The organism is Streptomyces sp. NPDC090021 (genome assembly GCF_044748225.1).
Classification (GTDB): Bacteria; Actinomycetota; Actinomycetes; order Streptomycetales; family Streptomycetaceae; genus Streptomyces.
Genome location: NZ_JBIVFO010000019.1, coordinates 22,858 through 36,009 on the forward strand (window position 1 = coordinate 22,858; position 13,152 = coordinate 36,009).

Here is a 13,152-nt window from a genome sequence, read left to right on the forward strand (position 1 = left end):
GGTCCGCGCGCCGATAGGATCGGCACATCATGACTGCAACCCTCGTCGCCAAGAAGCTCACCGCCGCGCACGGCGAGCGCACGCTGTTCGCCGATCTCGACCTCGTCGTCGCACCCGGCGACGTCATCGGCCTCGTCGGCGTGAACGGCGCCGGGAAGTCGACCCTGCTGCGGCTGCTCGCGGGGCTGGACACCCCCGAGACCGGGGAGCTGCGGCTCTCCCCTCCCACCGCTGCCGTCGGCCACCTCCCGCAGGAGCCGGAGCGCCGTCCGCAGGAGTCGGTCCGGGAGTTCCTGGCCCGGCGTACGGGCGTGGCCGCCGCCCAGACGGAGCTCGACACGGCGACGCAGGGCCTGGTGGACGGGACGCCGGGTGCGGACGACGCGTACGCGACCGCGCTCGACCGGTGGCTGGACCTGGGCGGCGCGGACCTCGACGAGCGCGCCGAGGAGGTCGCCGACGACCTCGGCCTCTCGGTCGGCCTCGACCTGCCGATGACGGCGCTCTCGGGCGGTCAGGCGGCCCGTGCGGGGCTGGCCTCGCTCCTCCTCTCGCGCTATGACGTCTTCCTGCTGGACGAGCCCACCAACGACCTGGACCTGGACGGTCTGGAGCGGCTGGAGCGGTTCGTCAAGGGGCTGCGGGCCGGCACCGTCGTGATCAGCCACGACCGCGAGTTCCTGACCCGGACCGTCACCAAGGTCCTCGAACTCGACCTGGCACAGCAGCAGATCAACCTCTACGGCGGCGGCTACGACTCCTACCTGGAGGAGCGGGCCCGGGCCCGCAGCCACGCGCGTGAGGAGTACGAGGAGTACGCGGACAAGAAGGCCGCGCTCGAAGGCCGGGCCCAGATGCAGCGCAACTGGATGGACAAGGGCGTGCGCAACGCGCGCCGCAAGTCCACCGACAACGACAAGATCGGCAAGGCCCTGCGCGGCGAGTCCAGCGAGAAGCAGGCCGCCAAGGCCCGCCAGACGCAGCGCGCGATCGAGCGGCTGGAGGTCGTCGAGGAGCCGCGCAAGGAGTGGGAGCTGCGGATGGAGATCGCGGCGGCCCCGCGCTCGGGCTCCGTGGTGGCCACCCTGCGCGAGGCGGCCGTCAAGCGCGGGGACTTCGCCTTCGGCCCGGCCAGCCTGCAGATCGACTGGGCCGACCGGGTGGCGATCACCGGGGCGAACGGCGCCGGCAAGTCCACTCTCCTCGCCGTGCTCCTGGGCCGGCTGGCCCCGGACTCCGGCTCGGCCACCCTTGGCTCCGGCGTCCTGGTGGGCGAGGTCGACCAGGCGCGCGGCCTGTTCCTCGGCGACGAACCGCTGCTGGAGGCCTTCTGCGCGGCCGTCCCGGACACCGAGCCCGCCGAAGTGCGCACCCTGCTGGCCAAGTTCGGCCTCAAGGCGGCGCACGTCCTGCGTCCGGCGGCGACCCTCTCCCCCGGTGAGCGCACCCGCGCCGCGCTCGCGCTGCTCCAGGGCCGCGGGGTGAACCTGCTGGTCCTGGACGAGCCGACCAACCACCTCGACCTGCCGGCGATCGAGCAGTTGGAGTCCGCGCTGGAGGCGTACGAGGGCACGCTCCTGCTGGTCACGCACGACCGCCGGATGCTCGACGCGGTCCAGGTGACCCGCCGCCTGGAGGTCTGCGGCGGCAGGGTCACCGAGCTGTAGGGCGGGCGTCCGGTTCGGGGCGGGGGCGGCAAGGCCCCCCGGCCGCCGTTCACTGGCCGGTGCGGACCGTGTCGCCCAACCGGTAGAAGCAGCCCTGGTGGCCGGAGAGCGGGGTGGCGAGAGCGGCCAGCTTCTTGGCCTTGCCGACCGGCCCGTCCCCCGTCACCCGGAACGAGGCCTCGGCGACGATGTCCAGGGGTGTCACGCCCTTGCCGCCGCTGAGCCACTTCTGGTGCTTGAGGTCGACGCTTCCTTCCCGTGCGCTCCCCGTCAGCTGTGCCTGCCCCAGGCGGTTGCGCCGAGGCTGGCCGGTGTCCTCGTAGGTGAGCACCGCTGTGAGGCGGTCGACCCGTTCGGTACCGCTGAGGTCGGTGCCCTCCGGGGTGATGTCGAGGGTCAGGTACATCATCAGCCCGGGATCGGAGTAGCTCACCTCGCCGCTCCACTCGCATCCGGCGGTCCCCTGGTACCGGCCGGCGAACTGCCCGCTGTTGATGTCGATGTGGGGCAGGGCGAAGGGCACGGTCCGCCGCCTGAGGTACCGGGCGGCCGCCTCGTACATCTCCTCGAAGGGGTAGAGGGCGTGTGCCGACTGCCGGCCCACCGCGCTGAGCAGGATGTCCTTTGCCTGGCTGGCCGCCAGAGCGCCCAGCTCCCGGCCACCGCCGCAGAACAGGTCCCGACCGTCGCAGTACGACTCGGCGTTGTCCGCGAGGTCCGCCGGGACCTGCTGTTCCGGCCCGCCGAAGACGCCGTGGGCGCCTTTCTGGCGGCTGCCGGCGGCGATCTTCGAGTCCCGGAAGGTGGGGTCGCCGAACAGGGCGACGTAGAGCACCCGTTGCCTGGCCGAGTCGGTCAACCGGAAGAGCGCTTCGCGCATGACGTGCGCTCCCTGCGAGTAGCCGCCGAGGATGAACCACTGCCGGGCGCGCCCCTTCGTCCCCGCTTCGAGCCCGTCGCAGTGCGCGGAGCGGTCGTTCAGCAGACGGGCCGCCGCCTCCGAGCCGGCAGCCCGACTGTCGTGGTAGGAACCGGACGTGGCCTGGTTGCGGTACGCCTCCCAGTTGCCGGTGTGCCCGCCGCGCGCCGGGTACTCCACCGAGACGAACCCGATCTTCGCCTCGTGGCGGATCACCTCGTCGATCGCGTCGAAGAAGCGTCGGGTCTCGGGCTGCCCCGACACCTCCTGGGGTTGACTCGATCCACGGGCGAACACCACGATGTACTCCTCCGAGCAGTCCTGGGTGAGCTTGCCGTAGCGCCGGGAGGGGCCCTGTCCGACGGTTTCACGGGAACACCCCGTCAGCGCGAGCCCGATCAGGACCAGGAAAACCAGACACCTTCTGCGGATCACGACTCCACCTCTCCCCCCGAGGTCCGTGCTCGTGCTCGTGCTACCGAGCGTAGCGAGGGCGTTGCCGGAGAGACAGACCTGGCGCACACCGTGCGCGGCATGACCGCCGGGGAGATCTCCTCGCTGGAGGAGCAAGCCACGAAGACCGCGCGCGGGCAGCGGAGCTGGGCGGTGTGGTGGCGCTTCGTCGAAACATGGGCGGGGCTGACCGTGGCGGTCCTCTCGGCGCTGGCCGGGGTCACCGTCCTGGCCGCGGAGCAGTACCAGGGGCCGGCCGCCGTGCTCGCCCTCGCCTCCTCCGCGCTGGGAGCCGTCCTGGGGTTCAGCCGCCCCGCCGACCAGGCCCGCAAGGCCGAGACCCTGGCCCTGCTCTGCGAGGGCTTCGAACGCAGAGCACGGCAGGCACGCACGCTGACCCTGCCCGACCTCGACGCCGAGGACTCCCGACGTCTGCTGTCCGCCCTGACCGAACGCTGGGAGACGATCCGCTGGGACGACCTCCAGGACCAGCTCGACCGGCACGGCCCGCAGGAGCCTTGAGCCGGATCCCGCCGCCCGCCCGGACGCCCGGGCGGCGCGCCCTCGCAGGAGCCCGCCGCGGGTTCGGCGCGCACACGTCGTCGGCCCGCGGCAACTCGTGGCGGGCGCCGGAACCGGAGCGCAGGGTATGACAGGCCCCGTCCAGGCCGCCCGTCATGCGTCCGGACCGGCCGGGGGCCTGCGCGTGCGGGCCATTCTCCGGGCGACGAAGGCGCGCGGGAGGTGGCGGACGGCGAGGGCGTAGGCCTGGTAGCGGCGGCCGGTGATGCTGACCGGACGGCGCAGGGCGAGGTCCCTGAGCGCCTGCTCCACGACGGCTTCCGGTTCCAGCCAGACCGCGTCGCGCAGCGCGCTGACGTCCATCCCGGCGCGTTCCTGGAACTCGGTGCGGGTGAAGCCGGGGACGACGGCCAGCACCCGCACGTTGTACGGCTCCATGTCCACCCGCAGGGACTCGCTGAACGCGGTGACCCAGGCCTTGGCGGCCCCGTAGGTGCCCGTGGGCAGCAGCCCGGCCACCGAGGAGACGTTGACGACGCCCCCGCGGCGGCGCTCGCGCAGACCGGGCAGCGCGGCATGGGTGAGCCGCAGCGGGACCTTGACGAGGAGGTCGAGCATCCGCTCCTCGTCCTCGACCGGGCTGTACGGGAAGGGCGCGGGGAGCCCGAAGCCCGCGTTGTTGACCAGGATGTCCACGGGCCGGGTGCGGTCGGCGAGCCGCCCGGCGACCTCGTCGAGGTCCGCCGGGTCCAGCAGGTCGGCGGGCAGCACCTCGCAGGCGGTGCCGTACTCGCGGGCCAGCGCGTCGGCGACGGCGCCCAGCCGGTCCTTGTCCCGGGCGACGAGGACGAGGTCGCAGCCTTTGGCGGCGAATCCCCGGGCGAAGGCGGCGCCCAGTCCGGCGCTGGCTCCGGTGATCAGTACGGTGGTCACGGCGCGTTCACTTCCTCGGTGGTGGCCGGCGCGGCGTAGGCCTCGGCGACGTCGACGAGGAACCGCGCCTCGTCCGCCAGGTCCCCGCCTTCGTTCGAACTCTGGATGGCGGCGGGCAGTTCCAGTGCGGCCGCCTCGCCCGGCCGCCCGGGCAGCCCGGCGAGCTTGGCCCGCCGGGCGTCCCGCAGTACGCGGGCCAGTGCGGCCGCGGTGCGCCGCTGCTCGGGGATCCCGTGCTCGGCGGCCCGGCCGCGGGCCTGCTCCAGGGCGCCCGGCCCGACGTACTCCCCCAGGACCAGGATGGCGTCGCGCGTCTCGATGACCTTGCGGTAGACCAGCAGGTTGCGCGGGACCGGTGGCCACAGCAGCTCGGCCACCCGGCCGGAGCGCGGCTTGTTGAGGGCGACGTGCGGGACGGCGTCGACGAGGTCGCGCCACAGGGGCCACAGCCGCCAGGCGGTGGCGATGTCGGCGAAGCCGCGCCGGAGGGTGAACAGGGTGGGCACGAGGATCGCGGCGGCGCGCAGCACGCCGTGCAGGTTCATCAGCAGCGGGAGGGCGGGCATGGCCCAGGTGCTGGCGAACAGCGCCTTGACGAGGTAGGCGAGCCAGAACAGTCCGGCGAGCGCGGTGCCGAGGCCGAACAGGCGCAGGCCGGCGGCCAGTCCACGGCTCTCGGTGCGCCGGCTGTAGCGCCAGCACAGCGAGACGCAGACGGTGTTGGCGATCACGTGGGCGGAGATCAGCACGAGCCAGTACGCGAGGGAGGGCACCGGGTCGCCGACCGGGGGCATGGTGTGGGTGCCGTGGCCGGGTGCGGCGGCGTCCAGGGCCACGAGGGCGGTCAGCCAGGCCGCCGTGGCGGCGCAGGAGGCCAGTTGGAGGCGGCGGCCGCGGGTGGTGGCGGCGACGAAGTAGAGCACGGCGCCCGCCGACAGCACCCCGATGAGGTTGCGGACGAGGCCGATGGAGTGGGCGTAGGCCGCGCCCCGGCCCATCGCGTAGGAGACGACGTCGGGCAGGTTCAGGGTCATCGCGGCGGCGGCGGTCGCGACGGCCAGCCACAGGCCGCGCTGCTGGGGCGAGCGCAGGGCGCCCGGGGCGCGCAGCAGGACGGCGGCCCACAGGAACACCACGCTCGGGACGGCGAGCCAGTTGCCGAAGTCGGTCAGGTCAGCCGCCATCGGTGCCCCGCTCGTACCCCATGGCGGACTCCAGCCGGGCGAGGGTGCCGCGGTCCCGGGCGGGGGTGCGCGGGCCGGTGTTCGCGGTACGGATGCGGATCATGCTGGCGAGCATCTCCGCCTCCTGTTCCTGGCGGGTGGTGTAGTTGGTGCGGCCCAGTACGACCGGGGCGCCGTCGTCGGTCTCCTCGCCCTCCAGCGAGTTGTGTCCGAAGAGGATGTGTCCGAGCTCGTGGAGGACGATGTGCTCCCGGTGCAGCGGGGTGGTCTGCGCCTCGTAGAAGACGTAGTCGACGCTGGCCGTGCCCACCCACAGTCCGCAGACCCCGGATTCCGCCGCCTCCTTGGGGAGGGGGTGGAGCCGGATGGGGCGGCCGCGCTGCTCGGCTATCCGCCCGCACAGGGCGTCGAGGGAGAACGGATGGGTCAGATCCAGATGGCCGAGAATGTTCTCGCACCTTTTACGAATGCTGAGTTGCCGGTGGGACATGTGATCCCTCTTCGGAGCCTTTCCGGGGCAGCGTCGGTAGGCGTGTGTGGGCATGGGCATGACGTCCTGTGCCTTCAAGGCGGCCTCGGGGAATGCGGTCCTGAGGGGGAGAAACACGGAAGCCCGTCCGCCGGGTGACGAACGGGCGTTCCACCATGCCTACAGATCTTGTACGGGAGTTGGCAAGGAAAGTCCCCAGGTGGGGAACCTATTCGGCCATCACGTACGGAGGTGCTCACGCGCCGGGTGGCCGGAGGCCGCCGCCCCTGGCGGTGTGCGCAACCGCTCCCGCACACCGCCGAGGCCCCGGGTCACCGGTTGCGGCGCTCCTCGGGGCCGGTCAGGCCGGCCCGCCGCAGGGCGTCGGCCATGGCGCTGTTCGCGGGCGCGGGGGCTCCGGCGCCCTGCCGACGGCTCTGGCCGCCGCCCTGGCCCTGGCCGCGCTCGCCCTGGTTCCTGCCGCCGCCCTGGTTCCTGCCGCCGCCGCCCTGGCCGCCCGCTCCGCCGCGCTGCTGCGGGGGTCGGCCGCCGCCTCGCCGCTCCTCGCGCTGGCGCGGGGCACCGCGCTCGGCTCCGGCCTCGTCCTCCAGCCGCAGGGTCAGCGAGATCCGCTTGCGCGGGATGTCCACGTCCATGACCTTGACGCGGACGATGTCACCCGGCTTGACCACGTCCCGGGGGTCCTTGACGAAGTTCTTCGACAGTGCCGAGACGTGCGCCAGACCGTCCTGGTGGACGCCGATGTCGATGAAGGCGCCGAAGGCGGCCACATTGGTGACCACGCCCTCCAGGATCATCCCGGGGGCCAGGTCGCCGATCTTCTCGACGCCCTCCTTGAAGGTCGCCGTCCTGAAGGCGGGTCGCGGGTCGCGCCCCGGCTTCTCCAGCTCGCGCAGGATGTCGGTGACCGTGGGCAGGCCGAAGGCCTCGGTGACGAACTGCTCGGGCCGCAGCGAGCGCAGGACCCCCGTGTTGCCGATCAGCGCGGCCACCTCGCCGCCCGCCGTCTTCCCCATCGCCCGCACCACCGGGTACGCCTCGGGGTGCACGGCCGAGGCGTCCAGCGGGTCGTCGCCGCCGCGGATGCGCAGGAAGCCCGCGCACTGCTCGTACGCCTTGGGGCCGAGGCGGGCCACGTCCTTGAGGCCCTTGCGGCTGCGGAAGGGGCCGTTGGCGTCGCGGTGCGCGACGATGTTCTCCGCGAGGGTCCCGCTGATGCCGGAGACCCGCGACAGCAGCGGCGCGGAGGCGGTGTTGACGTCGACGCCGACGCCGTTCACGCAGTCCTCGACCACCGCGTCGAGGGAGCGGGACAGCTTCACCTCGGACAGGTCGTGCTGGTACTGGCCGACGCCGATCGACTTCGGGTCGATCTTGACCAGTTCGGCCAGCGGGTCCTGCAGGCGGCGGGCGATGGAGACGGCGCCGCGCAGCGACACGTCCATGCCGGGCAGTTCCTGCGAGGCGAAGGCGGAGGCCGAGTACACGGAGGCGCCCGCCTCCGAGACCATCACCTTGGTGAGCCCCAGCTCCGGGTGCCGGGTGATGAGGTCCCCGGCCAGCTTGTCGGTCTCGCGGGAGGCGGTGCCGTTGCCGATGGCGACCAGCTCGACCGCGTGCTCCTTCGCGAGGCGGGCCAGCTTGGCGAGGGACTCGTCCCACCGGTTGGCGGGCACGTGCGGGTGGATGACGTCGGTGGCCACGACCTTGCCGGTGGCGTCCACGACGGCCACCTTCACACCGGTACGGAAGCCCGGGTCGAGGCCGAGCGTGGCGCGGGTGCCGGCGGGCGCCGCGAGCAGCAGGTCGCGCAGGTTCGACGCGAAGACCCGTACGGCCTCGTCCTCGGCGGCCTGGCGCAGCCGCATCCGCAGGTCGATGCCGAGGTGCACCTGGACCTTGGTGCGCCAGCACCAGCGGACGGTGTCCGCGAGCCACTTGTCCCCGGGACGGCCGCGATCCGCGACGCCGAACCGGCGCGCGATCATGCCCTCGTACGTGGAGGGGCCGGGGGTGTCGGCGTCCTCGGGGGCCTCGGGCTCCAGGTTGAGGTCGAGGACGTCCTCCTTCTCGCCGCGGAGCATGGCGAGCACGCGGTGCGAGGGCAGCGCGGTGAACGGCTCGGCGAAGTCGAAGTAGTCGGCGAACTTCGCGCCGGCCTCCTCCTTGCCCTCGCGGACCTTCGCGGCGAGCCGGCCGCGGCCCCACATGCGTTCGCGGAGCTCGCCGATCAGGTCGGCGTCCTCGGCGAACCGCTCGGTGAGGATGGCGCGGGCGCCCTCCAGGGCCGCCGCCGGGTCGGCGACGCCCCGGTCGGCGTCGACGAACGCGGCCGCCGCTGCCGCCGGGTCCACCGACGGGTCGGCCAGCAGGCCGTCGGCGAGCGGCTCCAGGCCGGCCTCGCGGGCGATCTGCGCCTTGGTGCGCCGCTTGGGCTTGAAGGGGAGGTAGATGTCCTCCAGGCGCGCCTTGGTGTCGGCCGCGTTGATCCGGGCCTCCAGCTCGGCGTCGAGCTTGCCCTGCTCCCGTACGGAGTCCAGGATCGCCGCGCGCCGGTCCTCCAGCTCGCGCAGATACCTCAGCCGCTCCTCCAGGGTGCGCAGCTGGGCGTCGTCGAGCATCTCGGTCGCTTCCTTGCGGTAGCGCGCGATGAACGGCACGGTGGAGCCGCCGTCGAGCAGCTCGACGGCGGCCTTGACCTGCCGCTCCCGTACGCCGAGCTCCTCGGCGATCCTGCCTTCGATGGACATCGTCACGATCGGGTCCCGCCTGCCTTCGTTTGCACTGGAAGGCTGCCAATTGTGGCAGGTGGTCGTGACGGACGGCGGGAGCCCTGCCCGTCAGGCCCTGCCCATGAGGTCCTTCGGGAAGGCCCCGGCGGTCACGGCCTTGACGACGAGGGCGCCGCCGAGGTCGGTGAGGCGGGCCAGGCCGTCCGCGCCGAGGTGCTCGTAGGGGCCGGCGTCGAGGCGGTCGGTGTCGCTCTCCAGCCGTTCGCGCAGGGCCGTGCCCTCCTCGGTCAGCTCGCCGGCGTCGTCGAGCACGCCGCGTTCGCGCAGCCGGCCGGCCGCTGCGTCGAGGTCGTCCTGCGCCCAGCCGCGCATGGCCTTGAGCCACTTCGGGGTCATGCCCTTGCCGGTGGCGGTGTGGCTGACCAGCGCCTCGACGGGGTCCAGGCCCGCGAGGAGCAGGGCGGCGAGGTGGCCGTCGCCGCGGTGCTCGCGCAGCAGGGTGGTGGCGTGCCACAGCCGCAGGTGCGGTTCTTCGGGTACGGGGAGGTCGGCGTGGGCGGCGTACAGGGTGCGGGCGTGCCGGGTGCAGCCCTCGGTGGCACGCATCGCCAGGTCGGCGGCCTCGGCCACCTCGGGGGACTTCACGGTGTCGGCGCCGAGGAGGCGGGTGAGGGCGGCGTCGGCGGCGCGCAGCCGGGCGGCGAGGGCCTGGGCGGGGGTGACGGTGTCCCAGACGGCGGGCAGGTGCCGGGCGACGAGGTCGTGCCGGTAGTTGTAGAAGGTGGCGGTGACCGCACCGGCCCCGACGGCGCCCATCGCGGCGGAGCGGTGCGCCAGGTTGACGGCGACCGGGTCGGTCACACCCCGTGCGGCGAACTCCTCGGCGATCTCCGGCGAGAAGTAGACGATGGCGTGCAGCGGGTTGATGGCGGCATGCCAGCAGCGGCGCGCGGCGAGCGGGTGAAGGGTCATGCGCGGCACATTACCGACTGTTCGGTATGTCGGATAGACCGGTCACGGAGCCGGTCGGGAACCGCCGGCCGGCCCCGGGCCGCGGGCCGGTGGTTCGATCCGGACTTTCCCGCGGGCGGGGCCGGGAGGTCCGGCGGGCCGCCGGGGGCGGGCGCCGGGCGGCCGGGGCGCAGGCCGGGCGAGTGCGACGGGGTGGGCGGCGGCGGCTCGGCGCGCTCGCGACCGTTCCCCGCGCGGAAGCGTGACGGCCGAATGGCGATCGTGTGACAGTGCGGGCCATGGACACGACCTGCGGGGCCAGGGGTGAATACGGTCGAGCGACGACCTTGAACCGAGCTGTCTCCCCTACCACTTGGAGCCATTCGTGCACCGCAAAGTCATCGTCCCGAGCGTGCTCGCCGCCTCCCTCCTGCTGGTGATCCCGGCGTCGGCGGCGAGCTCCGGTCCGGGCGCCCCGGGTATCGGCGATCCCTACTACCCGGCCAGCGGCAACGGCGGATACGACGTGTCGCACTACGACCTGCGCCTGAAGTACCAGCCGACGACAGACCTGCTGGAGGGCACCGCGACCCTGATCGCCACCGCCCGGCAGGACCTGTCCCGTTTCAACCTGGACTTCGGCCTGAAGGTCAGTGAGATCCGGGTCAACGGCGCCAGGGCGAAGTTCGCCACCTCCGGCACCCACGAGGTGGAGGTCACCCCGGCCAGGCCGCTGGCGCGCAACAGCCCGCTGACCATCGTCGTCACGTACGCCGGCAAGCCCTCCGAGCTGAAGATCGACGGCTGGACCGCCTGGCACCGCACCCCGGACGGCGGCGTGGCGGCGCAGGAGCCCGACTCGGCCGTCTGGTGGTTCCCCAGCAACGACCACCCGCTGGACAAGGCCACCTTCGACGTCTCGGTCAACGTGCCCGACGGCACCCAGGCCATCAGCAACGGCGTGCTCCAGTCGCAGACTTCGCGGCTCGGCTGGACCCGGTACAACTGGCGCTCCAACAAGCCGCAGGCCACCTATCTGGCCACCCTCGCCGTCGGCAGGTTCGACATCACCACCGACCGGACGGCGAGCGGGCTGCCGATCGTCAACGCCTACAGCAAGGACCTCGGCGACAACGCGGGCGCGGCGCGCGCGAGCGTGGAGCGGACCGGCGAGGTCACCGAATGGCTGGAGGGGGTCTTCGGGCCGTACCCCTTCAACGCGCTGGGGGGCTATGTGCCGAACGTGAGCGCCGGCTTCGCCCTGGAGACCCAGACGCGGCCGTTCTACGGTCCGCGCCTGTTCAACAACGGCTCGAACGTCTCGGTGGTCGTGCACGAGCTGGCGCACCAGTGGTACGGCGACAGCGTGTCCGTGGAGGGCTGGAAGGACATCTGGATCAACGAGGGCTTCGCCCGCTACAGCCAGTGGCTGTGGTCGGAGAAGGAGGGCGAGGGCACCGCTCAGGAGCTCGCCGACTGGGCGTACTCCCTGCGCCCGACGGAGGATGCCTTCTGGCAGGTCAAGCCGGGTGACCCCGGTCCGGAGAACCAGTTCCACGGGGCCGTCTACGACCGCGGCGCGATCGCCCTCCAGGCGCTGCGCAATGCGATCGGCGACGAGAAGTTCTTCCGGATCCTGCGGGGCTGGCCGACCGAGCGCGCCTATGGCAACGCCGCGGTCGGGGACTTCGTCCGGTACGCCGAGAAGGTCTCCGGCAAGCCCTTGGCCCAGCTGTTCGAGACCTGGCTCTACACCCCGGGCAGGCCCGAGGCGTCGGCACTGAACCCGGCGGCCGCGCAGCAGACGGCCCGGTCGGCGCGGTCCGCCCCCGCGAAGCCCGCCGCCGAGCCCAAGTCGTGGAAGAAGATCGCGGAGACGAACACCATCCACGACACCGGGCACGGCTCCGGTCCCGGCCACCGGCACTGAGCCCGCGCCGGCCGGCGCCCCGCACGCGGCTCCCGCTGCTCGCGGGGGCCGCGTGCACTGTCGTCAGCGGCGTCCCGCGTGCCAGGCGGCGCGCGCCCGGTAGGCGATCGGCAGGTAGCGCAGCCGCTCGGGCAGCAGCGGTACGAGGATCCGTACGGCCGTGCTGAACCGGCGGAGCCTGCGCTCCTGGGCCGGGCTCCACGCCAGCCCGATCGCGGCGCGCGCCTCGGGCGGCATGTACCCGGCGGTGACGAAGGCCCGCAGCCGCAGGAACGCCGCCCGCAGCACCGGCCAGGTCAGCCGCAGCAGCAGCCGTACGGGGAGCGGCCCGCCCTCGGGCCGGGGCAGCGGCACGTCGGTGGCGACCAGCTCGCGGGCGACCGCGGTCGGCTCGATCTCCTCGGCCAGCATCCGGCCCCAGTACGTCCAGTACTCCTCGATGGTCTGCGGCATGTCCCGGTCGCGCAGGCCGAGGATCCGGCCGACCTGCAGCCATTCGCGGTAGAGCTGCTGCTCCTGGGCGGGGGTGAAGCGGCGCAGCAGGTAGCGCCCGGCGTAGAGGTAGACCGGGAAGCCGGTGGCGTGGACCCAGGCGTAGCAGGCCGGGTCGAGGGAGTGGTAGCGGCGGCCCCGGGTGTCGGTGCCCTGGATGTCCTTGTGCAGGCGGCGGACCCGGCGGCCCTCCTCGGCGGCCTCTTCGCCGCCGTACACCCACAGCTGGACCGAGCGCAGGGAGCGTTCGCCGCGGCCCCAGGGGTCGGTGCGGAAGACGGAGTACTGGTCGACGCCGGCGGCGACGGCCGGGTGCGCGACCTGCATCGTGAAGGCTGCGGGCAGCATCAGCAGGGCGCGGATGTCACCGGCGATGGTCCACAGCACCCCGCCGGGCGGTGGCGGTGCGGGGTCGGTGCGGGCGGCCGACGTACCCGGTGTTCCCCGCGCGGCCCGTCGGTCGTTCCCGGTCATGCGCGCCCCCAAGCAGTCGATCTCTTCCGCTTCCCAGTATGACCTGCGCCGAAGCCCTTCCGGCGGGCCGGTCCGCACGCCATCCTGCGGCCATGGACCTGTCTCCCTCGGCATGGTGGGAAGCCCTCCTGCCTCACCTGCTCGCGGTCGCCGCGGTGACCGCCGCCCTCGTCTGCGCGGTCGCCGGGGGCATCGTCGTCGTGCTGCACCTGGTGCTGCGGCGCCGTCGCCGGGCGGTCCGTGAGGAGGCCGCGGGGGGTCTCGCCGGCTTCACCTGGACCCCTCCCGAGGAGTGACGACAGGCGCGCCGTGTGATCGTCGCGGCCCGGACAGAAAGTGGCTGCACGGGTGTTACCCAGAGGTAACCGCGGCTGCTTGGATGACGGGGCCGATCTTCCCGCGCAG

Annotated in this window: 11 protein-coding genes; 4 read left to right on the top strand and 7 right to left on the bottom strand. The window is 73.1% G+C overall.

Features of this window, described 5'->3' with window-relative positions:
• The first annotated feature begins 29 nt into the window (after nt 1-29).
• Entirely contained in the window at nt 30-1,667 is a 1,638-nt protein-coding gene (gene abc-f / locus ACIPXC_RS17150; protein WP_401618339.1) for a ribosomal protection-like ABC-F family protein, read from the top strand.
• Between the two features lie 49 nt (nt 1,668-1,716).
• Here the strand turns inward: abc-f and ACIPXC_RS17155 are convergent, their stop codons facing one another.
• Entirely contained in the window at nt 1,717-3,021 is a 1,305-nt protein-coding gene (locus ACIPXC_RS17155) for a cutinase family protein (protein WP_401618342.1), read from the bottom strand.
• Between the two features lie 99 nt (nt 3,022-3,120).
• Between ACIPXC_RS17155 and ACIPXC_RS17160 the strand changes: the two genes are divergently transcribed.
• Nucleotides 3,121-3,561: a hypothetical protein gene (locus ACIPXC_RS17160; RefSeq protein ID WP_401618345.1), complete on the top strand. Its 441-nt coding sequence runs from the start codon at nt 3,121-3,123 to the stop codon at nt 3,559-3,561.
• Nucleotides 3,562-3,714: 153 nt separating this feature from the next.
• Here ACIPXC_RS17160 and ACIPXC_RS17165 read toward each other — a convergent pair whose 3' ends face one another.
• The 5 genes from ACIPXC_RS17165 to ACIPXC_RS17185 all read right to left on the bottom strand — a co-directional run bounded on the left by ACIPXC_RS17165 (nt 3,715) and on the right by ACIPXC_RS17185 (nt 9,872).
• Nucleotides 3,715-4,494 (bottom strand): SDR family NAD(P)-dependent oxidoreductase, encoded by a 780-nt coding sequence (locus tag ACIPXC_RS17165; protein ID WP_401618348.1) that lies wholly within the window; start codon nt 4,492-4,494, stop codon nt 3,715-3,717.
• Complete coding sequence (locus tag ACIPXC_RS17170; RefSeq protein ID WP_401618350.1) at nt 4,491-5,678, bottom strand: MAB_1171c family putative transporter; 1,188 nt, start codon at nt 5,676-5,678, stop codon at nt 4,491-4,493. The genes ACIPXC_RS17165 and ACIPXC_RS17170 overlap by 4 nt, the downstream gene beginning before the upstream one ends.
• A complete protein-coding gene (locus tag ACIPXC_RS17175) occupies nt 5,668-6,168 on the bottom strand; it encodes a hypothetical protein (RefSeq protein WP_401618353.1) in 501 nt (166 codons plus the stop codon). Before ACIPXC_RS17175 ends, ACIPXC_RS17170 begins: the two co-directional genes overlap by 11 nt.
• Before the next feature lie 311 nt (nt 6,169-6,479).
• Entirely contained in the window at nt 6,480-8,924 is a 2,445-nt protein-coding gene (locus tag ACIPXC_RS17180; RefSeq protein WP_401618356.1) for a Tex family protein, read from the bottom strand.
• An 84-nt stretch (nt 8,925-9,008) separates the two neighbouring features.
• Nucleotides 9,009-9,872, bottom strand: a complete 864-nt coding sequence (locus ACIPXC_RS17185) for a hypothetical protein (protein WP_401618359.1) — start codon at nt 9,870-9,872, stop codon at nt 9,009-9,011.
• A gap of 364 nt (nt 9,873-10,236) precedes the next feature.
• On the opposite strand from ACIPXC_RS17185, the gene ACIPXC_RS17190 reads away from it, so the two are divergent.
• Nucleotides 10,237-11,781, top strand: a complete 1,545-nt coding sequence (locus ACIPXC_RS17190; RefSeq protein WP_401618362.1) for a M1 family metallopeptidase — start codon at nt 10,237-10,239, stop codon at nt 11,779-11,781.
• A gap of 63 nt (nt 11,782-11,844) precedes the next feature.
• On the opposite strand, the gene ACIPXC_RS17195 is transcribed toward ACIPXC_RS17190, so the two are convergent.
• Nucleotides 11,845-12,747, bottom strand: a complete 903-nt coding sequence (locus ACIPXC_RS17195; RefSeq protein ID WP_401618364.1) for an oxygenase MpaB family protein — start codon at nt 12,745-12,747, stop codon at nt 11,845-11,847.
• Nucleotides 12,748-12,839: 92 nt separating this feature from the next.
• Here ACIPXC_RS17195 and ACIPXC_RS17200 point away from each other — a divergent pair, with 92 nt between their 5' ends.
• A complete protein-coding gene (locus ACIPXC_RS17200; RefSeq protein WP_401618367.1) occupies nt 12,840-13,043 on the top strand; it encodes a hypothetical protein in 204 nt (67 codons plus the stop codon).
• The last annotated feature ends 109 nt before the right edge of the window (nt 13,044-13,152 follow it).